Genomic DNA, 20,964 nt, shown 5'->3' on the forward strand with positions numbered 1-20,964 from the left:
CTGCTACCGCAGATGAGTTGATGGGATATTACGTTTCGGCAGCTGCACCAGGAAATACTTGCATGCAGCCCGCGCCTCTCGCATACTGACTGGACATACGAAGGTGAGGGCTATCCCATGAATCGAATTTACGGCGCCGCTGGTGGCTTTTTTCTTTTCTTCGCGGGAGCCGCAGCAATGCAGATATCTCCCCCCGCAGGCCTTACGCGGACGGATCTTTCACGTCACGATCTTTCCATCGAGGGGCGTGAAGTCATTCAAACTCGCGTGGACTTCGCCCCGGGTGCCGTCGCACCCTGGCATAGCCATCCCGGCGAGGAGGTCATTTACGTCCCCGAAGGAACACTGGAGTTCCAGTTACAGGGCGAGAAGCCTGTTCTGCTTGAGGCTGGGAATGTCCTCTTCGTTCCCGCGGGAAAGTTGCACATGGCTCGTAACCCCGGCACGGCCCGCGGGGTTGAATTGGCGACTTACATCGTTGAAAAAGGGAAACCGCTGCTGATACGCGCTAACGTGAGTCCGTCGCAGTAATCGTTCGCAGAGGATTTGACGGAAAATGCTACAGGTTCAACGCGAGACGTGTCGATGGGAAGCTCACTGCGGTCTTCGTTTCTATCATCCTGAAACAAGCTCGGCCAAACCAAATTCCGAGGCGCAGCTACTTGGCAGGACGGGCTCAGACTGATTGAACTGATCGCATCTGCTCGGTTCATAATGATCTGCCGACGAGAGGTTATCCGAGCCGCGTTTTTCTTGGTACTGGTCTAGACCGACTCTGTTCGCGTCAGCAAATGATTCTCGACGAGTGATAACTCGCTAAGACACTCTTCGGGACTTATTTGATCTATTACAACGTGGAATTCCCGTGGTCGTCGGCCGATTCCCGCCAACGAGTCAATGCGGCGCGGCCACGATATGCTGCACCTCCGGCCAAATTATGCTTTATTCAACTCACTCGGTTTGCAGTTTTACGATGGAGGCCCGTATGCGCACTGTCGCTCGGCTCAAGCTTGGCTACTACCCACTTCCTTCTGAAGAAGGCTCCCGCCTGAGGCGCATCCTTCAACTCCCAGTCGAAAGCGCTTCGGTGCTTGACCCGTGTGCTGGTACGGGCGCGGCGCTTCTGCAGATCACAGAAGGAGAGAATGTTGTTCGGTACGCGGTGGAATTGGACGCGTCCCGCGCGCAGGCGTGCCAAGAGGCCGGGATCAATACCATCCATGGCAATCTCTTCGACGTGCAGGCGAAGAGCGGCAGTTTCTCCCTTCTCTACCTCAATCCGCCTTATGACTCCGAAGTAGCATCCTCTGGCAACAAGCGCATGGAACTGCGGTTTCTACAGAAGACGTTTCGTTGGCTAGTCCTTGGTGGAGTTTTGGTGATGGTAGTCCCCCATGGGCAGTTGGAGGGATGCACCGATCTCCTCGCAGACGCGTTCACCGGCTTCCAGGTCTTGCGGCTATCCGATCCGGAGTCCGTGCGCTTCGACCAAGTTGTCCTTATCGCTGTTCGAGCGCGAATCAAAGACACCGACTATGAGCGAAACCGCGAACAGCTGATCTCAGCGATATGGACTGGTTCGATGCCCATCCTGACGGGAAGCGAAGCTCCATATATGATCCCACCCACCACCATGGTTGAGATCCAACACCGAGGTCTTCCGCTCGATGAAATCGAGGACCTGGTCCTCTCATCTTCTGCATGGGCCAAGGTACGTCCATATGTCCTCCCGCGGGAAGAAGCATCTGTCGGCCGGCCGATCACGCCGCTGCACGGTGGGCATGTGGGATTGCTGTGCACGGCTGGCCTCCTGAACGGAGTGTTCGGCTCGGGAGAGGATCGCCACATCGCACGCTGGAGGACGGTGAAGTACGTCACAACGTTCGAAGAGAAGATTGAGGGCTACACCGAGATCCACAAACGGGAACGCTTCTCCAACGAACTGGCTCTGGTTTACGAAGACGGCCGCACGCTGATTCTTACCGACGAAAAGAAGAAGGAGAAAAGAGACGATGCAGAACGCACATCTCCGGCTCGCGCGGCTTGAGTACGTCAGGAACTCCCTCAAGACCCAGACGCACACCGCTGTCCATGTTACCCATTTCATCGGAGAAGGAGAGCAGGCCCACCTCCTCAGCTACTTCGGAAACGATGCTGAGGTGGGCGCCGTTACAGCGGCGATTCAAGAGAATCATCGCCTCGATCTCGTCACTCCTGATGGCAAGAGGCAACGGATAGGTTTCGGGGCAGAACCTTCACTGTACAAAGCGAACATTAGCCTGGCCCGGCAGAAGAGATCCCTACGTCACGTCGTAGCTATCTCTTCGGGACTCCATGCAAATGGGAGCGCCGGCAGAACCATCCTCTTGAACGATGAGGAGCAGGCGGTCGATCTCTCATGGGCTGCGCTCGTAAGTCTCCAGGGGCTCCCTGCAGTTTTATCGTGGGGAGGCCATGTCATGGGGAGGTTGCGGGAAGACGGCAAGGTCAAGCCCCTCGTTGGAGTTGGGTGCTCGCCTGTGCTAGTTGATGCGACTCGAGAAGAGTTGATGAATCGAATCGGCCAAGCTCGAAGGGCGAATCTCACATCGTTCCCCGACAAGAACGGCCCCATTTCTTGGCCTTCATTCGACATGAAGGCGGCCTTGGCCGGGGCATTTTGAAACTTCTCACACGATGATCCGCCGCAAGACGTAACTCGCTTTCTCAGCTTCCGGCATTCAGCAAATCTTTCGTTCGATCCGCAGGTCAGCCAAGTGCTGGCCTCTTTTATTGGAGTCGCGAATGGAAACCTACCATGACTATCTCCGCGCCTACAGCCAGGAGTTAGGGTCGCGCATTGTGGAGATGTATCCCCCGCTGCAGGGCCCGAAAGACCCAGTTGCTCCTGAGCTGAAGACGCTTCTCCGCAAACCCCTCCCGGTGCAGGCCATGACTATCACGGGCGCTGCTAAGTACCTTCAGATCGAAGATTCCGTTCGGCTCGTCGGCGAATGCGGAACAGGCAAGACTCTAATGTCGATCGGCATTGCCCACGCGCATGCTGCCAGCAAGCCCTACACCGCCCTGGTGATGTGCCCGCCCCATCTGGTGCTGAAGTGGGCGCGCGAGGTGCTGATCACTGTCCCACGCGCACGAGCTTTTGTTGTGTACGACTTGCGCAACGGCGGTGATCCTTCAAAGCCCCACGGCGTCGTAGAAGTTAGCATGCGCAACGGTCACGTCGTCTCTAATGGGCTCAAGACGTCTGTCGTCGAGTTGAGGAGAATGGGCCGCAAGGGTTGGGAACAACGCTGCTCTGTTCCGGCTTACTTCATCACCTCCAAAGAATCAGGGAAGCTCAGCTACTTCTGGAAGCATGCTTACGTAACACCCAAGTCCGGCAATTCCCGTGATTGCATCACCAATCCTGAAACCGGAAAGACCGTTCCCAAAGACGAAGGCGGCCACCTTCTTCGCGGCGACTTCGACGATGTGAAGCATTTCGAGGTCATCCAGCGCCAAGGCGGCGGCACCGAAAGCTACTCTCCCCTCTGGGAGGCCGACCGCAACAAGTTTCAGCGTATGGCGCCCCTCGAATACATGGGCCGGTACATGAAGCGGTTCTTCACGTATGCCTTTGCGGACGAGATGCACCAACTCGCGAACGACACCGCTCAAGGCAACAATCTCGCCGTTCTGCGGCGCTGCTCGCGAAAGCTAATTGGTAACACCGGGACTTTGATGGGCGGGTATGCGTCGGATCTCTTTCACATCTTCTTTCGTATGGAACCCTGGAAGATGGTCGAGGACGGCTATGAGGCCGGCACGCAGGGGCAAGCTGACTTTCAGGCCACATATGGGGTTCTTGAATCCATTGAAAGAGTTCCGGACGAGGATAAAGCCTGCACCAGAGCAGCGAAGAGCACGTTTCGTCTAGCCAAGAAGCCCGGCGCATCCCCACTGCTCTTCGGCAAGTTCCTGATGAGCTCGACCGTCTTCGTCTCCCTCGAAGACATCGCGGAGTTCCTTCCCCCGTATGAAGAAATCGTCTGCGAGGTGGAGCTCGACGGAGAACTTCGCCAGGCCTACGAAAAGATACAGGAGGACATTCAGCAGGCACTACGCGAGAATCGTGGCAATCGAAGCCTCATGAGTCTCATGCTGCATCGGCTCATGCTTTATCCCGATCACCCATTCGGTATAGGCGAGATCATGGGCAGGAAGTTCGATCCGCAAGAGAAGAGACTTGTTCCGTTCCTGGTGACGACCGCACCGGATCTGCCCAAGGATCAGCTCTATCCGAAGGAGCAGAGACTCGTCGAGGACGTCCGCGAGGAGCTGCGCCAAGGCCGGAGGTGCCAGGTCTTCGCAACGTTCACCGGCGAGTACGAGGTGCCGGAACGGCTCGAAGGAGTTCTTCGCCAGGAGGGCTTTCGAGTTGCGGTGCTGCGTTCAAGCGTCCCAGCTCTGAAGCGTGAGCAGTGGTATGCGCAACGCGTCAAAGAAGGAGTCGAGGTCATCATCGGACACCCAAAGCTTGTCGAGACAGGACTCGACCTGCTTTGGTTTCCAACGATCATCTTCTATCAGACAGGCTATTCGTTGCATACGCTTCGACAGGCTTCACGACGTTCGTGGCGCATTGGCCAGAGGCTCGCGGTTCGCGTCAAGTTTCTGATCTATGACGGGACTACGCAGCGAACCTGCCTGCGTCTCATGGGCAGGAAGATGTTGGTAGCCCTGATGATGGAGGGAAAATTCTCCGGCGAGGGACTCCATTCGATGGATGCTGACGACGATATGCTCGCCGCTATGGCCCGCGAACTCGTCGAGAAGGGTGGGGTGGGCGAATCTGCCGATGCTGTCTGGGAAGAACTCCGCAAGGAGAGAACAGGCCATCTTCCAACCGCAACGGTCATCGAGCCGGTTCTGACAATGGAGCCGGAGTCCGAGATTCCCGATATGTTCGCCGGAATCGGGAACTCCACACCTGCGCCGTGCGGGGGGCCAGTACTGATGCACTCCCAGCCGAAGAAGAAGCAGACGTTGTGGCCAACCGGATATGTGATCGGCGAGCAGTTGGGACTCTTCGGATGATCCTGGGCGCCCCCTCTTATAGGGGGGCGCACTCCGGTACCAAGACAGAAACACTGCGCTTTACATCTGGTAAATGGAAAGGAGAGGCATTTCGCATGGAAGCACCCTCAGCAGCAAGAATCAAGCAACGATTCCCAAGCAGTGCGGGAATACCTGCACCTTAAGCCCGGCGACAGGTTTAAATTCTTCCTTCGGCCGGATGGCGCCTTCGGTATTCTTCCGAGGATTTCGACTGCGAAGCTTAAGGGTAGTCTGCCGAAGGGTAAGCATCCGATTTCGGTTGAAGCTATCATGAAGCTATCCAGGCTGGCGCAGCGGAGACAATCCGTAGATGACCCGTCCCGATACCAGCGTTGTCCAGCGCTACATGCTCCACGACAATCCCGAGCCCGCTGAAAAGGCGGCTTCGATCGCAAACATCGAAATGCTCTCGAGTTAACTGCTATGTCGCGATTTCCGACCGGTTGGTGGGCTCGTCGAAGAACCATCGCCAAAGGTTGCGTTGGCGTGGTCGGCCTCCGATCATGTACATCCCTAGAGCCAGGCCGAGCGCCTGAACAATGGTGCGAATGCTTTCGAAGGATGCGACGATCTGCGGAAGGGCTGGAGAATGCGCCCAGAAAACGAACTCGCAAAATCCCTGTGCGATCGTGATCAAGATCGTGGGCAGGAAATAGGCTAGCAGAAGCCAAGTGAAGCCGCGATCGTGTGTTTCGCGGTACTTCCGCGCAGCCACGAGGCCGACCAATAAGTAAGCGTTAACTGTCAGCCAAAAGAAGAGATCATGCAACATGAATCACCTCCTGATACAAGATAATATCGGTAATCTCTCGGACCTCGCGTCAGTTTGATTGCGCCGGCAACATCTCGCGGGTGCTCGAGGCTGAACGTTTTCGCAGAATCCCACTTGAAGCTTTTCGCCAAGTTCGCCACCGAGGCCTGGTATCCGTACCCATCGCCATAGACGAAGCCGAGACGCAGGATACTCCAGTTCAGTAGGTTAGTGCGGGGTTCGGTATCCGCAGCGATCTTGCTTGCCAGATACGCGAGTTACGAATGGGTCGCGTCCTCTTCGAGACCGAAATAGCATGCCTCCAGATTAGGCTAGTCAGGTGCTTGCCATAATGTTGCAAGCCTATGAAGCGTAGACCTTTCGCACCAGCGATCGGGGTTCTCGTGCATTCTAAATTTGCCTGCCAGATCTCATCTTCATTCTGAGTTCGGAAACACCGCGGCAAGATGCACGACTGCCGACCTACCCCAATCGTCGCGCGCTGGTAAGGCTTGGCAAGAACGTGCCCGCGGGAACGATGCACGTATTTAGGGCGATCTTCAGCTAGGGCGGTCTCCAACTCAGATTCGTTGAATCAGGAAATCACCCCGGTGTCGCCCGGGCAAGCCTGCTGGGATTATCTACCTTTTTTTGTTGATCTTATAACGAACTTCGAATCCCAATGGGGCCTTTAATGCCGGCCTGTTGATATCTGTCTTTAGCGCATATATGTCGTTAATCCTCTAAAGATAGAGGATTGATAACCGCACAGCCTAGACAATCATATATGCTGAACATAGCGGTTTATTTGAGTTTATCCGCTAATGATGGAGGAAAATGCGGACAAATTTGTTACATGAGGCTCAGCCTTATCCGGTTGAGCAGGCTCTCCGCAAAGTCGGCGTCAACCTTCGTACTGCTCGGCTGCGGCGCGGCATAACCATTGAGGAAGCGGCTGCAAAGATCGGCACCGGTCCCCGACTAGTGACGGATGCGGAGCGCGGAAAGCCCAATATCGACGTAGCGGTATACGCCGCTCTCCTTTGGCTTTATGACCTCCTCACACCATTTGAGGATCTTGCCAACCCACAGAAAGACGAGCAGGGGCTGATTCTGGCCAGTCGCCGCGAACCCACGCGCGCACATCGTGCGCGAGGACTGAACAATGACTTCTAGACACTCGACAGAATGCTTTGTCTATGTCACCCTGCCCGGCGCGCGCGCGGCGACCACGGCTGGCAGGTTCGTCCTTGAGCAGACTCCCACCGGCGACCCCATCGGACGTTTTGTCTATGGCCGCTCTTATTTGGCCAACCCGGACGCAGTCGAGATTGACCCCGTCGAGCTCAAACTGTCCAATGAAACCTACGAGACCGTCCGTTTGAATGGAGTCTTCGGGGCGATTCGTGACGCCGGACCCGACTACTGGGGACGCCGTGTCATCGAGAAGCATGCCGGGATCACCCAGCTTGGAGAACTCGACTACCTGCTCGAGTCTCCTGACGACCGAGCCGGAGCACTGAGCTTTGGAGAGAAGATCACCCCCCCGGCGCCGCGCCGCAGATTCAATCAGACGCTCGACCTCGCTCGTCTGCAGGAAACCGCCGAGGCAATAGTGCGGGACGACATCCCCAATGATCCGAACGCTCCGCAGGTGCAAGACCTTCTCCTGCTGGGTACCTCGATGGGTGGCGCGCGCCCCAAGGCTGTCATCCAGGACCAGGGCGCGCTGTGGATCGCGAAGTTTGCGCGGCCAGATGACCGCTGGAATTCAGAACGGGTCGAAGATGCGATGCTGCGGCTGGCGCGGCAGTGCGGCATCAGTGCCGCAGAAAGTCGCATCGAGCGAGTCGGCGGCAAAGATGTTCTGCTCGTGAAACGGTTTGACCGCGCGCGCGCGGGTACCGCATATACACGAAGCCGGATGATCAGCAGCCTCACCGTCCTTCGCGCCGACGATGCAGTGACGGCGCGCGACCGCTGGTCCTACATTCTCCTGGTCGAAGAGATGCGGCGGGTCGTCTCGGACCCGAAGGGAGATGCGCGCGAGCTGTTTCGCCGCATCGTCTTCAATGCACTCATCTCCAACATCGACGATCATCCACGGAATCATGCGCTGATCGCTCCAAAGCGCAGTTGGATGCTGTCTCCGGCTTACGATCTCACCCCGGCACCCCAGGTCAGCCAGGACCGTCGAGATCTGGCGATGAAATGCGGTGATGATGGGCGATTCGCAAATGCGAACAACATCCTCTCCCAGCACGCACGCTTTCTTCTCGATCGCGAGGAGGCGGAGAAGATCATCGCAGACATGAAAGTACAGGTCACCAAGACCTGGGAAGACACTGTGCTCGCCAGCGGCGCTTCTCAGCGCGACGTAGACGCGATCCGTTCTGCCTTCATCTATCCGGGTTTTTCTCGCTGAGAGCTACGCCGCAAGCTTGACTCTGGCAATGGACTACGCCAGGGGCGGGACGAAGGTATCGCTGAGAAGGTCCTTGCAGCGCTGCCAGGCGTCCTTCTGCAGTGAGCGGATCATCTGCTTCCAGCCATAGAGCGCAAAGAAAAGCACCAACAGTGCGAACGAGCGGTGGTCCGGCAACGTGGCCTGGACCCCGTGACGCACAAAGGAATAAAACAGCAAGCCGACGACTCGACCGAACTGCTTATTCCAGGCACAGAGCATCAACGTGCACACACCAGCTACGATCAGGCTGCCTTTTAGCCCGGTCTTCTTTTCCGTTTTCATCGTGTCATCCCGATACGAGCCTACATCCGTCTGTCCCGCACCTCAAACCAATCAATCCAATCCAAGGAGCTCAAGTAATGCCTGCTCTTAAGACCGAAGTTCTCTTGCGCGAGTTCTACTACAACGCTATCCGTATTCCTGATCCTGGCCCCCACCTTTCTGTCGATCAGGTGCGCGATCTGCTTACGCCGCGGTTTCCAGAGATAGCGACTGCCTCGGTTCAAGGGCCGGAGGATGTTGGCAACGCTCTGCGCTACAAGTTTGTCCGAGCCATCGGCGAGAAAGGCTAAGTCATGGCGTCTCCTGTCCGAACCTCGGAAGACCTTCTGAAGGTCTTCGCTGAGATGATCTGGGCACCACCTACGCAAGGCACCGAGCTACTGGTGAGGCACCTCAAATGCAAAGAGTCAGTCGAGCTAGCGAAGATCCTCGTCGACGCCATTCCTCAGTACGCCGAACGCGGAGGCCAGAGGCTCCAGCCACCCTCGGAGCTGCTGGTGCCGTTGGCGTAGCCACGCTGGCACCGCCCTGTCTCCACACCCTTCCCACCCTTGACGGAGCCGCGCTCGAGTACAACCACGAAGAGGGAGCCACGCTTCTTTACGAGCTATGCGCGGGGCTGGTGAGGGAGGGATTTGGGACCGCCGAGAGCTGGAAGGAGTGCGGCAAGAAGTGCCTTGTCTTCGCACAGAACTCCATCATGCGAAGGATTGGCGAGGAGCGATGGAATCTATTCAAAAGGAACGTTGAGTTTCATCTTGCGATCAGCGATTCCGTCGAGTCGTATGGCGATCCCGAACCGATCCCCGGTGGACGTCTGGCGGTAACGATCGAGTGCAGCGGATGCGGCTACCTCAAGATCGGGCCGGCAATCGAGGCGCTCGAGAAAGAGTCCGAAGGGTTGGGCGCGGCCTTCTACTGGGAGTTCATCTACTCCTGCTACCGACTGATGCGCATTTATGACCACGAAGACGCCCTTCAGTATGAGGAAGGAATGCGAGAGATGGCCGAAGGCGAGGAAGATGCCGACCAGCAGTATGAGTTTCCCGAGGTCGAGAAGGCTTTACCGGAGTGCATCCGCCGAGATCTGAAGGCGGAATATCGAGGGCGAAGACAGAACGCCCGATGCCGCCTGCATCAGGCGCAAAAGAGCAAACACAAGAGCTGGCTGTTGCACCTGAGGCGCATGCAGAGGCTCGCACGGCTGAACGTAGGACCGCAGAGAGAGTACCTCGACACCTTCAACTACGATTCGCCGCCGCTCCCATCGCTGCTGGTGGCGTTTCAGGAGCGAGACGCGATCACCGCATGCTTCGATGAAGAGGGACAGCACATGCTTGAGGGATCCTCCGAGCCCGCATTGCTGGTGTTCTTCGACCCCAAGAACCCGACCGAAGTCCGTAACGCGATTCGTTCCGTAACGCGGTTCCTTCTCTTCAATCAAGAGTTGTTTGAACTCGCTGAAGAACTCCAGGAGTGGGAGAAAGATCATGGAAGTACACCTCTCGATCGGTCAGACTCATCGATTCGAACTGCATGAGGCACTACTGATCTACAAAAGCGGTCAGAAGAGCTTCATCACCCAACATAGCGTCCTGCGACATGATGGGGCATCTCCCACGCTAGGGCCTGCACAACCGCTCACCATGAACTTCGTCGATTCGCTGCTCCGGTCCCTCAGGCGGAATTGCGACTTAGAGGTTCTGCCGGAGCATGTCCTTGGAACGGGAGATCAAACGCTCGTCTGGTGGACTCCGCGGCGCGAGCGCCAGATGTTCTATAGGAATACGGAGGACAAGGCCACCGAACTGAACGGGAAGACATTTCCCCAGCCGCCTCTCGTCTGGCGGGTATCAGGTGGGACACTGGCGGTTCGCGCCCTCAGGGAGAACAGGCGGCCGGCCGCAATCACCAAGCTTGCATTCGCTCCCTTCTGGAACGTTTCGCATAGCGGGCAGGTTTGTCTTGGATCAATGCGTTGTCCGGAGTCTGCTACTGTGGCTGCCATTATCGATTGGGAGGAAGGCTTCTACGAAAGCGCATTCACCCATGGCAACGTAGCCCGGCTCACGAAACATGCCGGGGGCTTCGCGGCCATGTGGAACGAACTTGCCGGAAAGCGTAAACCATTCCCAACGAAGTGCCTGATTGAGTTGCCGGAGACATTGGCGCAGTTCGTCCGCGGCAAGTGATCGGAACTCCTGCTCTGCAATGTGCGGAATCTACAAAGAGCGAGAGATGCAGAGTCCGAACAAGATGCCTGTTTTCTTCAGTTTACGTCGGCTACTTTCTCCAGATGGAATGAAATTCTTCTAGGAGAAACTGAGGCAGAATTGATAGACTGTAAGGAGGAGAGAACCGATGATCGCATCTACCGGAGTACTGGTCGCGAAGCCTTCACGCAGGACTCCAAAATTTTCGGACCAGCAAATCCGCCAGGTTGCAACTCGCAGCCGGCGCGACATCGCTGAATGGGCACAATCGACTGCACGTGAGCGCGGGGTCTCGGTCCGCCGTCTTCCAAACGACAAGTTCGTCAAGGCAGTCTCCCGCCTTTCTGACGGCGTGGTGGATCTCGATCCAATCGAGGAGTTGCTGGTGGCGCTGGGCCGGGCCGGTGTCATCTCCTCTTTCCAAAGAGGTCTCCTCCAGATCCATTACCTCCGATAGATGGAACTTCTCGTCCTCGATCCGTTTGGGGACTACGAGACTGCGGGTTACCTACGCAACCACTATCAGGAAAAGGACCTCAATCTCATTGGCCATCTTGAGACGGCGGCTTTCGAACAGGAGATCGTGCACGTCGTTCGATCTCTTCGCAAGGCTCCATCGATCACTTACGAACACGTCACAACAACACACCAAAATTTGTTTCAATCGGTCTATCCCTGGGCAGGTCAGGATCGTTCTACCACGGCGCCCACAATCGCGATCGTCAAGGCTGGGTACAAGACACTATTTGCTCATCCAGCCGACGTGCAGCGGGCCGCAGAACACGCTCTCCATCTGGGACAAGATAGGAACTACCTGCGCGGCCATCCGGGGGAAGTGTTTGGCTATCTTGCCCATGCTCATCCTTTTCTTGAAGGCAATGGCAGAACCATCCTCACCATCTTTGCTGAGCTGTCCCGGCGGGCGGGCTTTCACATCCAGTGGGAAGCGATGGACAAGACGGAATTTCTGGAAACCCTCACGAGAGAGTTGTTGCAGCCGGGCAAGGCCACCATGGACCAGTTTGTGTTGCCCTTTCTGCAAGAGGGTGTTCTCTCTGTTGAGAGCACAGCCTCGCGACTCCGAGTGAACTTCAAAGGTCCGCCTTCGGCCTCGTAAAAGTAAGGACTTCTTCTGTTCCCACTCGAACAGCGCCGCTTTGCGCAGAAGTGAGGAGATCATGCGTGTTGCACACCAGATTCCGCCCGATCTGCTTGGTAAGCGTCCTATCCGCATTCTCGTGGTGGGCGCTGGGGGCACTGGCAGTTCCATCGTCATGGGACTGCCCTATCTTGATCAGGCAATGCGTGCCTGGGGACATTCCTTCGGTTTGAACGTGAGCCTGATGGACGCCGATACAGTTTCACCTACCAACTGCGTCAGGCAGCCCTTCTCGGTCTCCGACGTCGGACAAAACAAAGCAACCATATTGATCAACCGAATCAATCTCTTTTGGGGAACGCGCTGGTCGGCTGTCCCCAACCACTTCCATGAGCGTTCCCTGGATCGCGCTCACGATCGGCCGTTCGATGTGGTAATCGGCTGCGTTGACTCCAGGGCCGGCAGGAGGGCAATCGATGCTGCATTCCACCGAGGTCTGAGCCGGTGCTGCTATTGGCTCGATCTCGGTAACAATGCGGCGAGCGGACAGTATGTGTTGGGACAGCCGCTCAATCAGCGCAATCGAAGAAAGGCAGAGCGACTGCGCACCGTAAGTGAGCTCTATCCCGAGATCGTGGACGTCGAAGCCGGAGAGAGTCCCTTGCCCAGTTGCTCCGCTGTCGAAGCCCTTGATCGCCAAGAACCCTTCGTCAATCAAACACTCGCTTCGAGTGCGCTCGCGATGCTCGCCCAACTGTTCCGATATGGTTCGCTGACGTATCACGGCGGATTCTTCAACGCCCGTACCGGGCAGATGAGCTCACTTCCAATCGATCCCGACATGTGGAAGCGTGGGCGGAGACGAAGACCTACCTCGCGTCCTACCTAATTCACTCGTTGCGGAAGCTCGCGGGGTTATCGTTGAGGCGATAGGAGTATCGCCTCGATGACATTAACTGATCCCCATATCGCACGAGATGCCAAAACAATTGCCTGTTTGCATTTCGAAACGGCCCCTCGAAGACCTTCATACCGGAAAGCTTTGCACTCATTGCGCAGACAACTCGGCATACTCTCGCATCACCGACGCCGAGATGAAGGTCCTCATGCAAAACGCTGTGACCCAGGTCTACCGTTACCTCTGGATGAGAGAGAACGATCCTGAGGCATACGAGAAAGACTCGGCCCTGGCAGACCGATACACCTGCGCATGGGACAATCCTGTGCCGAAAACCTGATGTTTTATGGAGGATTCCATGTTCCGTGAACTTGCTCCCTATCTGCGCCATCGTGCTGTGCTGCTCACTGTGACCCATCTCGAACACGATCAGATACGCGTCAACGTGGTCCCGAAGAAGCTGAAGGACGGAGAGAATGAAGCGCTCACAACACCTCTGAGCGTGACCGGGACCGCCGAGGAACTCGATACCGAGTTGCCCCAAACGCTGACCGATTATGTGGCCGCACACCTGCAGTTGAACAATACCCTCGCGAGCGCAAAGGCGCAGATGGACGCGGCGGCAAAGACTGCCCAGGAAGAGGCACGCGCGAAATCGAAGAACAACTCCAATCCCGGCAAGAAGGATTGTCCCGCGATTAGCGGAATGCCGTCTGCCGAAGAGTTGGGGCCCGTCGCGACTCCGAAGCCTGCGCCCTCGCGCAGCCCAAGCCTGTTCGATCTCTCGCCTGCGTTGATGCCAGCGCCCGTTCCCGAAACAAGCAAGGCCGTCCGTACCGCTGGCGCGGAAGACGAGGACGAAATCCTCAGCGAGATCGACTCGCAAAGAGAGCATACCGACGATCTTGACGCGGCAGCTTGATGCACTTCGCTGTAAAAGGCTCCATCGTGCCCTTTAGCCAACACGTCTGATGGAGACCACGATGGAGCTCTTCTAGCTGTTCCGGAATCGCATTTGACACCGAGTTTACCGAGAATAGGAAGAACAATGGATCGATTTGGAAGAGCCCCAGATCCACATGTACAGAATTAGCCTCAGAGAAACGGGACCCGAAGCCCCTTCACTCTGAAGAGCCTTCGGAGAGCTGGCGTTTAGAATCGATTGGCACGATAGTTCAGAACAAGCGGGCTTGTTGAATCCTCGGAGGCCAGTACAAGCCAATTACAACCCAAGTGTTGTACGGGAATACAGTTCCCATGAAAAACCGGGTCTCCCGCCCCGCAGCGCAAATTTCATCCAAGTATTTCTTCTTCACGCTCTGTGCAGCTGCTTCTTCACTACCTAGCCGCTCTTTCTCTTTCAAGAAGAGAACACCGAGCTCCCAGTCTTCGATCATTGCAGAATGAGGTCGGACGCCTGTATCTGAGCAACGGAAGACGTAACTGAATTTGTAGGGGAGCTTGGCTAGGGCTTTCGGTTGCCCGTAGAAGAGATTGAACTGACTCAGGACGGCCTGCCATTCCGGCTTCCAGTCTCTTTCCGCCGGCTCAATCGTCAAATCCAGAATCTCGGAGGGAGCGACGATACCCAAGGATGTACGGTCTGTGTCGTAGAGCGATCCAAGGCCAATCCTCGTGTGGTGCGGAAGCCGATCAATGATAGCGCGCCGTGCCTCCCATGACTTATCGGTGCTGAGAGGTTCTCCCAGTATCTGAATCGACTCTAAGTCTGGTTGACGGCTCTCTTTCCGTTCGTCGTTTCCAAAGCCCCGAGGCGCCAAACCCAGCCTGATCCACTGGTATTTCTTGAATTGCTGATGATTCGGCCTGTAGCGATAATCAATTGGATATAAACGGACCCAATCTCCCGCTTCAGTGATTCCGGCCGTACAGACCAACTCCTGATGCCTGTGAGAGGGATGAGGGTAAGTCATCACCGTGATCAGCACGTTGGTTTCAGAGAACATGGGTTTCACGAAATTCGCAGCTCCTTGACCTTGAGATTCGTCATCTTCGCAACCGCTGCCGCAAGCCTGCCGCGATGGCAGCAGGCAACGAGCGCTTCCATACACATCAGCGCCGAGGGCTCTTGCTGAATCATCGACGAAACTGACTTGAGTGCCGCTTGCTGTGCGGGTAAGATCGCCTTCTCGTAGTAATCGAACAGCCGGTCGTAGGATTTTGCATCGTCGAGATCCGTCCGCTGCTCTGACGGCACTCCGAGTTCAGGGACGTGGTTGTAAGCAATCCCCACATCATCGCAGTGACGTTGCATCGTGCTCTTATGGAAGCCAAATCGACGTGCCACCGGGTTGCGCCGAACGTCTATCAATCGTTTCACCCCGTTGCGGAGGAGTAGATCGAGTAAACCGTCCAGCATGAGTCCCTCATATCCGACAGTGAAGATCGTAGGCTGCGCGATCGGAACCTCGGTCCGTCTAAGGGATGGATTTTTGGCTTTAGCCGTGTACCAAGGGTACTCACTGTAGACGCTCGATACCAGCTTTGAGGTCGTAACATTCTGATAACGACGCGATAATCGATCAATCTCCTTAGCGACGCCTAATCCCAATTTAGAAGTCTCAGCATCTGCATTCCGGAGCAAGTTCACCTCACTATCGGAAATCCGGATCCAACCGTCCCGTTCGACCGCTCGAAGCTCGTGCGTAAGTGTGAACGAGTAGGGGCCGTGATGATACGGAACAAATTCGTAGAGGCTGGGCCGGGGAAGCTTCTGCGCTGTTGCTTGCAGCAGAAACGACAGCTTAACGAGCCTGAGCTTCGTGATGCAGCCTCCCTCATTGCTGATAAGGCGAATCAAGGCGCGTTGACGATTGATCATACTGACCTGATTCTACGCGGCAGCCGGGAGGAGCCCCATGCGAGAACAGATAACTTCACCGGTCAATCTTTCATTTAGCGCTATTAAACCGGCGTTTCGGTGCTCGAAACGTTCGAACAGGCATCGCAGCACTCTACTGGTACTGACGCGAATATGTAATATTCGTCCACTCCGATCACCATTGAGCGGCCCATGTGAGAAACCTATACCACATCTACGTCGACGGCTCCGCAATCGGAAACCCGTGGCCCGGTGGCTGAGGAGCAATTGTGCTCCACGGCAGAAACCGTTGGGAGTTGTCAGGAAAGTCTCCACCCACTTGCATGTCGGAATGGAACTTTCTCGCAGCGCTCTGCCCATTGCAGACGTTACCTCTGGGCGCAGAGATCGAGTTGTATTCCGACTCTGAACCTCTCATTCGCGACATGCGGTTCCAAGTTCACCATTGGGTGAGGCAGGAGTGGAAGAACCGCAAAGGGGGCGCTCTGTGGGGCATCGGGTACATTGGGAAGAACTGCTCGCTCCGGACCGGAGTTTGAAGATCCGGTGGCGCTGGATCAGAGGCCACAGTGACCATCCGCTGCAAACTGCAGCAGACCGCCTTGCGCACTCCGCGGCCAGAGCCGTATTGCAGCAACTCATAACCGCCGCTAAACAGAACGCATTGTTGCAATGTCCATCCCGCGACAAGGAAGACTTTATGACAGCTTTACCAGACAAGCTTTCAATTCTCGAGATCGACACTGAACTAGAGGAAATTATTGAGGAAGTTGAAGCGCTCAATGTGGCCAACGAGGAAGTTCCGGCACAACTAATGGAACGCTTTGAGGCGTTCTGCCGCGCTTATGAACAAAAGGCTGACAAAATAGGCCACTTCGTTCGCATGATGGAGTTCAGAGAGCAGTGCTGTCGACAGGAAGCCGCCCGGCTTTTGGACCGTGCACGCGCTGCCGAGGGCAGCCTGAAACGGACCAAATCTATGGTGATGTACCTGCTCATGAAACGCGGCCTGCCCAGGCTTGAGGGGCATCAGTACACATTCCGAATTCAGGCTAATTCTCAGGACTCTGTAAGAATTACCGACGAGTCCTTGGTCCCTCTCGCCTGCCAGCGCATTCATCTCAACGTCGACGGCACGATGTGGGAAACGGTTCTTTCATTCCTGCCAGAGGAATTGGCGTTCGCGTTCGTGAGGGCGATCGAAGGAAAGGTCCCCGACACCACCGCAATCAGAGCGGCTGTTTCGAGGAACGAAGAGGTTCCAGGAGTAGAGGTCAAGCGTGGATACCATCTACGGGTCGCCTGAGCAAAACTAACGCGATCCCAATGGTCTCTATAGGGACGGGATCGTAATCCTCGAATGCCATGGCCGCCGCATGGTGGTTCGCCCTTAGACAATCTGGTCGGCGGGGATACTGGCACCAGATCGCCGCCAGCTTCCGACCGGAGACGATCTGGAACCGGTGCCATTAGATGGCCGACGTCTATCGTGCCGGAAGAAGAGACGCAGAACGGCACATCGCATTTCGGGCATTTGCTGAAGGACGGCTCAAAAGCGGCGGAGGCATTCTCGAAGCATGGCTCGCTCGGGTTTTGCGAACGAGCCAATCATCTGCATCATCATTCGGCCTGCCGGCGTCGTAGGGTCAATCGCCTCCTTGAGGCTACGGAAGCCTGCCTTCGCTTCCTGAATTCACTCCATATCGTCAGCAGATCTCGCAGGGATCGCGAAAGCCGGTCCAGCTTCCAGACAACCCGCACTTCTTCTTTACGGATTTGATCGAGCACGCGCTGCAATTCGGGACGGTTCCAATAGCCTTTTCGTGGCGCATTCGCTCGCAACCCGCCGTCTTCAGGGTGGATGCCTCCGTTCATGGGATTTCACCACGGAACAGAGCCTCCGGTACGCGTGAAGCTGCGCGAGACCATCGAGCGTCCATCGGCGGTGGTGGATGTCACGGGCCTCTCGTGCGCTATCACTGAGCGTGAAGACGGCAGCATCCTGATCGGTGCCGCTGCAAAAAATACCGTCGTGGCCGAGCACCAATCGATCCGGACTCGTTACCCGCTGCTGGCTCGGGCCATTCTCGCTGGTGCCTCAGGGCAGATCCGCAATATGGCGACAGTCGCCGGAAACATTTTGCAACGGACACTCTACACCTACTTCTACGATGTTCCTCCCATCGATTTGATTGGGACCGACATCCCTGATCCTCACGCGCCCATGGGTGCTCATGGAGTCGGAGATATCGGCATCACGGGCGTGGGTGCGGCAGTTGCAAACGCCGTGTACAACGCCACGGCAAAAGTGTGCGAGACCTGCCGATCACCTTCGATAAAACGCTCTAAAAATCGGAACGGCTTAACAAACTATTGTGCTGTGGCCGTGAACCTTGCGACACGCGACATGCACCAAAACATGCCACAAAGAGCATGAGCGCCTGAGGGTCCGCCCCCTTCTCGATAAGTGACTCCGGCGATTTATCACTCATTGAGGTCACTCCGAGAACGGCGTTTCTCGTTACTACTCCCTTGATGCCTTTAGCATTTCGTCACCCAAAAGACAGGTGGGCTGAGTGACCGAGCATGTTCTGTTGAGTTCATAGTCGTACCCCCAGCGCACCATACTTTCGAGAATAGGACGCAGCTCGAGCCCGATGTTGGTTAGTCCGTAGCGAACGTTTGGCACCTTGCCCGGCGTGACAGAGCGGAAGAGAAGGCCGTCACGCTCAAGAGTGCGCAGTTCTTGCGTCAGCATCTTCTGACTGACTGGACCGGCGCTGCTCTCCACAGACCGTCGCAACTCAGAGTGGCGCGCTTCGCCTGCAAAGAGATGATGCAAAATAAAAATTTTCCATCTACCTTGGAGTAGATTTAAAGTTCTTTCGGCGGGACAAGAGGAAAGTAGAGGGCGCATAAGCAATCTTGACAGGAACCAGAAAGTACCTACTTACAGTTTGATGCTGCCATTGTTACTCTGGGTGCGGAGATTTAACTTGCACCTAAGTAAAGCAGAGCGCACGGCCGCCATTACGCGAAGCATTGCGAGCGGCGAACGCTTACCGATTGCGAGCTTCGATTCTCGAAAGTACATCCAGCACAATGTGCACATCGGCGACGGTTTGGAGCCGATACTTGCCTTCATGGACGCGCTTCCCCCAGAACGGACACGGGCTAATGTTGTGCGTTTGTTTGAAGATGGCGATTACAGCATCGTGCATGCAGACTACGAGCTCGGTGACTGGGGACCCATGGTCGGCTTTGAAGTGCATCGCTGGGAAAACGACCGCATCGTTGAACATTGGGACAATCTTTGCTCGACGCCGCCGGAGACCAATAGCAGCGGCCACACCATGACTGACGGCGAGACGGAGCTATCCGAGTTGGATCGAACAGAGCAAAACCGCGTCCTGGTGCAACACTTCACCTCCGAAGTGTTGATCGACAGGAAGCTTGATGGACTCAGCAGGTTCTTCCACGAAGGTAAATTGATTCAACACAGCCCGCACTATGGCGATGGCATACATGCTCTGCTGCACCGTCTAAGCTGTCGGAGAGATGAAGGAGAACTACGGTACGAACGCGTCCACAGAATTCTTGGACAAGGCAACATGGTCCTTGCCATGAGTGAAGGCACGCTTGACTACAAGCCAACCGCACTCTACGACCTATATCGATTGAGCGCTGGGTTCATCTCGGAGCACTGGGAAATTTTTCAGGAAATCCCACCGTTCTCTGAGTGGCAGAACGAAAACGGGAAATTTTGAGGGAATCACGAGAGATGCCGAACGAGAATGTTAAGTTCTTTAACCCGGCGGCTGGACCGTTGCAGGAAGAGACGGTGATCGTCACCTCTGTAGATGGTTTGGCCGTGGGTGATGTTGATATTCCCGCGCAGGATCGCACTATCTCCGCATACTTCGCACGGCCTGCAGGCCAACCGGATCCGCCCTTGCTGCTGCTTCTATGCGAAGCGTTCGGTGTGCATGAGCACATTCGCGACGTCGTCCGGCGTTTTGCGAAGGAAGGCTATTTCGCTGTTGCTCCCGACTTGATGGTTCGTCAGGGCAATCCCGAAAGTTTTAACGATATTTCGGTGCTTGTACAGGATCTGCTCCTGAAGATACCGGACGATCAGGTGATGACAGACCTTGACTCTACCGTGCAATGGGCTGAAGAACAGGGTGCGAATATTTTGCAGGCCAGCGTTACCGGTTTTTGTTGGGGAGGCAGATGGACTTGGCTCTATGCCTCTCATCGCAAGCTCAACGCGGCGGTTGCATGGTACGGCATACTGGATGGCAGGCGAAGCGATATATTTCGCGGCGTCCTTGATCGCTATCCCAAGCATCCGATCGACCTGATCGGCAGCTTGCAGACGCCGGTACTCGGCCTGTATGGCGGCAGTGACGACGCGATCTCACTGGCAACGATCAAGGACATGCAGGCTGCTCTCCAAGAAGGTAGCGAAGCGGCAAAGCGCTCCGAAATACAGATCTACCTGGAAGCGGGCCACGCCTTTGTCGCGGATTATCGTTCCAGCTACCGCAAGACCGCTGCTCTGGATGGCTGGAATCGCTGTCTGGCATGGCTGCGGGAACTTCGGAGTTTATAGGCAGCAGGCTTGGCCTGTGTCTAGATTAGTTGCCTCGAAAGAATCGGTACCGAGAATGTATGGTCCGCCGCGTGACTGCAAGGATTAGTTCGGTCGAGAAGACAAGTCTGCGGCAATTTATTCGGCCCTCGATGGAGCCGCGTGCTCCTGGCCAGGATGAGTTTCGCTGCGTGTCTGTCCTTACAAGTCGGTCGGTCGTTGAGGACCACATCAGGCCCGCCATAAACTCGTTACGGAATGTGTCGTACACTCCCATGGCATCCGCACGCGTGGCACTTTTTCCAAACTCTGTCGCGTAAGCACCCGGCTCGATCATCGTGACCTTGATCCCGAACTGCGCAACCTCTTTGGCAAGGGTCTCGTGCAACGCTTTGGTGGCAGAGTAGAACCCGATCAAAGGCGCTGGTACTACGCCAAGGCTGCTGGTGACTCCCAGAATGTGCCCGCTTCTTTGTTGCCGCATCAGGGGCAAAACCGCACGGAGGACTCGCACGACGCCGAAATAGTTGGCGTTGAAAAGAGATTGGACTTGCTCATCCGTCGTCTCTTCCGCTGTTGCGATCAGACTGTACCCGGCGTTGTTTACCAGGACATCCAGGCGCCCGAAGTGTTCGAATGCCTCGCGCACCGCCTGCGGAACACGCTCAGCATCCGTTACATCCAGCTTCAGCGGCCGGGAGTACCACCGAATGTTCGG

24 protein-coding genes and 1 pseudogene are annotated in these 20,964 nt (G+C 56.1%); 18 read left to right on the top strand and 7 right to left on the bottom strand.

Annotated elements, in window-relative coordinates; translation table 11 throughout:
- The first annotated feature begins 117 nt into the window (after positions 1-117).
- From ACPOL_RS28240 to ACPOL_RS28255, 4 genes are all read left to right on the top strand, one after another.
- The gene (locus ACPOL_RS28240) at positions 118-531 is read left to right on the top strand and encodes a cupin domain-containing protein (protein WP_114210119.1); all 414 of its coding nucleotides are present in this window, start codon (positions 118-120) and stop codon (positions 529-531) included.
- 454 nt (positions 532-985) lie between these two features.
- On the top strand, positions 986-2,047 hold the full coding sequence (locus tag ACPOL_RS28245; protein ID WP_114210120.1) for a DUF6094 domain-containing protein: 1,062 nt from the start codon (positions 986-988) through the stop codon (positions 2,045-2,047).
- Positions 2,013-2,663 carry a hypothetical protein gene (locus ACPOL_RS28250; RefSeq protein WP_114210121.1) on the top strand — a complete coding sequence of 217 codons (651 nt, stop codon included), beginning with the start codon at positions 2,013-2,015 and terminating at the stop codon, positions 2,661-2,663. Before ACPOL_RS28245 ends, ACPOL_RS28250 begins: the two co-directional genes overlap by 35 nt.
- A 121-nt stretch (positions 2,664-2,784) precedes the next feature.
- Positions 2,785-5,079 carry a helicase-related protein gene (locus tag ACPOL_RS28255; protein ID WP_114210122.1) on the top strand — a complete coding sequence of 765 codons (2,295 nt, stop codon included), beginning with the start codon at positions 2,785-2,787 and terminating at the stop codon, positions 5,077-5,079.
- Between the two features lie 442 nt (positions 5,080-5,521).
- On the opposite strand, the gene ACPOL_RS28260 is transcribed toward ACPOL_RS28255, so the two are convergent.
- Positions 5,522-5,872, bottom strand: coding sequence for a hypothetical protein (locus tag ACPOL_RS28260; protein WP_114210123.1), 351 nt, complete (start codon positions 5,870-5,872; stop codon positions 5,522-5,524).
- An 816-nt stretch (positions 5,873-6,688) separates the two neighbouring features.
- On the opposite strand from ACPOL_RS28260, the gene ACPOL_RS28265 reads away from it, so the two are divergent.
- Entirely contained in the window at positions 6,689-7,027 is a 339-nt protein-coding gene (locus tag ACPOL_RS28265) for a helix-turn-helix domain-containing protein (protein ID WP_114210124.1), read from the top strand.
- Positions 7,017-8,276, top strand: a complete 1,260-nt coding sequence (locus tag ACPOL_RS28270) for a type II toxin-antitoxin system HipA family toxin (protein ID WP_114210125.1) — start codon at positions 7,017-7,019, stop codon at positions 8,274-8,276. The genes ACPOL_RS28265 and ACPOL_RS28270 overlap by 11 nt, the downstream gene beginning before the upstream one ends.
- A gap of 33 nt (positions 8,277-8,309) precedes the next feature.
- Here ACPOL_RS28270 and ACPOL_RS28275 read toward each other — a convergent pair whose 3' ends face one another.
- A complete protein-coding gene (locus ACPOL_RS28275; protein WP_114210126.1) occupies positions 8,310-8,600 on the bottom strand; it encodes a hypothetical protein in 291 nt (96 codons plus the stop codon).
- Positions 8,601-8,677: 77 nt separating this feature from the next.
- Between ACPOL_RS28275 and ACPOL_RS28280 the strand changes: the two genes are divergently transcribed.
- The 8 genes from ACPOL_RS28280 (at position 8,678) to ACPOL_RS28320 (ending at position 13,732) form a co-directional block, all read left to right on the top strand.
- Positions 8,678-8,890 carry a PRTRC system protein C gene (locus ACPOL_RS28280; RefSeq protein ID WP_114210127.1) on the top strand — a complete coding sequence of 71 codons (213 nt, stop codon included), beginning with the start codon at positions 8,678-8,680 and terminating at the stop codon, positions 8,888-8,890.
- Positions 8,891-8,997: 107 nt separating this feature from the next.
- Positions 8,998-10,140: a hypothetical protein gene (locus ACPOL_RS28290; RefSeq protein WP_150133155.1), complete on the top strand. Its 1,143-nt coding sequence runs from the start codon at positions 8,998-9,000 to the stop codon at positions 10,138-10,140.
- On the top strand, positions 10,091-10,792 hold the full coding sequence (locus ACPOL_RS28295; protein WP_114210130.1) for a PRTRC system protein B: 702 nt from the start codon (positions 10,091-10,093) through the stop codon (positions 10,790-10,792). The genes ACPOL_RS28290 and ACPOL_RS28295 overlap by 50 nt, the downstream gene beginning before the upstream one ends.
- A gap of 169 nt (positions 10,793-10,961) precedes the next feature.
- Positions 10,962-11,270, top strand: a complete 309-nt coding sequence (locus tag ACPOL_RS28300) for a hypothetical protein (RefSeq protein WP_114210131.1) — start codon at positions 10,962-10,964, stop codon at positions 11,268-11,270.
- Positions 11,271-11,930 carry a Fic/DOC family protein gene (locus ACPOL_RS28305; protein WP_114210132.1) on the top strand — a complete coding sequence of 220 codons (660 nt, stop codon included), beginning with the start codon at positions 11,271-11,273 and terminating at the stop codon, positions 11,928-11,930.
- A gap of 61 nt (positions 11,931-11,991) precedes the next feature.
- Complete coding sequence (locus ACPOL_RS28310) at positions 11,992-12,801, top strand: PRTRC system ThiF family protein (RefSeq protein WP_114210133.1); 810 nt, start codon at positions 11,992-11,994, stop codon at positions 12,799-12,801.
- Positions 12,802-13,018: 217 nt separating this feature from the next.
- A complete protein-coding gene (locus tag ACPOL_RS35580) occupies positions 13,019-13,150 on the top strand; it encodes a hypothetical protein (RefSeq protein ID WP_275066498.1) in 132 nt (43 codons plus the stop codon).
- A gap of 18 nt (positions 13,151-13,168) precedes the next feature.
- Positions 13,169-13,732 (top strand): PRTRC system protein E, encoded by a 564-nt coding sequence (locus ACPOL_RS28320; protein ID WP_161557605.1) that lies wholly within the window; start codon positions 13,169-13,171, stop codon positions 13,730-13,732.
- Positions 13,733-13,985: 253 nt separating this feature from the next.
- On the opposite strand, the gene ACPOL_RS28325 is transcribed toward ACPOL_RS28320, so the two are convergent.
- Complete coding sequence (locus ACPOL_RS28325; protein ID WP_114210136.1) at positions 13,986-14,777, bottom strand: hypothetical protein; 792 nt, start codon at positions 14,775-14,777, stop codon at positions 13,986-13,988.
- 5 nt (positions 14,778-14,782) lie between these two features.
- Positions 14,783-15,652 carry a DUF488 domain-containing protein gene (locus ACPOL_RS28330; protein ID WP_114210137.1) on the bottom strand — a complete coding sequence of 290 codons (870 nt, stop codon included), beginning with the start codon at positions 15,650-15,652 and terminating at the stop codon, positions 14,783-14,785.
- Between the two features lie 700 nt (positions 15,653-16,352).
- Between ACPOL_RS28330 and ACPOL_RS28340 the strand changes: the two genes are divergently transcribed.
- Positions 16,353-16,958: a siphovirus Gp157 family protein gene (locus tag ACPOL_RS28340; RefSeq protein WP_150133157.1), complete on the top strand. Its 606-nt coding sequence runs from the start codon at positions 16,353-16,355 to the stop codon at positions 16,956-16,958.
- 243 nt (positions 16,959-17,201) lie between these two features.
- On the opposite strand, the pseudogene ACPOL_RS35900 reads toward ACPOL_RS28340, so the two are convergent.
- Positions 17,202-17,527 (bottom strand): annotated as a pseudogene (locus ACPOL_RS35900) (recombinase family protein).
- Here ACPOL_RS35900 and ACPOL_RS28350 point away from each other — a divergent pair.
- Positions 17,526-18,089, top strand: a complete 564-nt coding sequence (locus ACPOL_RS28350; RefSeq protein ID WP_201758987.1) for an FAD binding domain-containing protein — start codon at positions 17,526-17,528, stop codon at positions 18,087-18,089. The pseudogene ACPOL_RS35900 and the gene ACPOL_RS28350 sit on opposite strands and share 2 nt — an antisense overlap.
- Before the next feature lie 87 nt (positions 18,090-18,176).
- Here the strand turns inward: ACPOL_RS28350 and ACPOL_RS28355 are convergent, their stop codons facing one another.
- On the bottom strand, positions 18,177-18,569 hold the full coding sequence (locus ACPOL_RS28355) for a winged helix-turn-helix transcriptional regulator (RefSeq protein ID WP_114210141.1): 393 nt from the start codon (positions 18,567-18,569) through the stop codon (positions 18,177-18,179).
- A 79-nt stretch (positions 18,570-18,648) separates the two neighbouring features.
- Between ACPOL_RS28355 and ACPOL_RS28360 the strand changes: the two genes are divergently transcribed.
- Positions 18,649-19,419 (top strand): nuclear transport factor 2 family protein, encoded by a 771-nt coding sequence (locus ACPOL_RS28360; RefSeq protein WP_114210142.1) that lies wholly within the window; start codon positions 18,649-18,651, stop codon positions 19,417-19,419.
- A 14-nt stretch (positions 19,420-19,433) separates the two neighbouring features.
- Positions 19,434-20,267, top strand: a complete 834-nt coding sequence (locus tag ACPOL_RS28365; RefSeq protein ID WP_114210143.1) for a dienelactone hydrolase family protein — start codon at positions 19,434-19,436, stop codon at positions 20,265-20,267.
- 25 nt (positions 20,268-20,292) lie between these two features.
- Here ACPOL_RS28365 and ACPOL_RS28370 read toward each other — a convergent pair whose 3' ends face one another.
- Entirely contained in the window at positions 20,293-20,958 is a 666-nt protein-coding gene (locus ACPOL_RS28370; RefSeq protein ID WP_114210144.1) for an SDR family NAD(P)-dependent oxidoreductase, read from the bottom strand.
- Positions 20,959-20,964: the final 6 nt, after the last annotated feature.

Origin of the sequence: Acidisarcina polymorpha (assembly GCF_003330725.1) — a bacterium.
In the GTDB taxonomy this organism is placed as follows: Bacteria; Acidobacteriota; Terriglobia; order Terriglobales; family Acidobacteriaceae; genus Acidisarcina; species Acidisarcina polymorpha.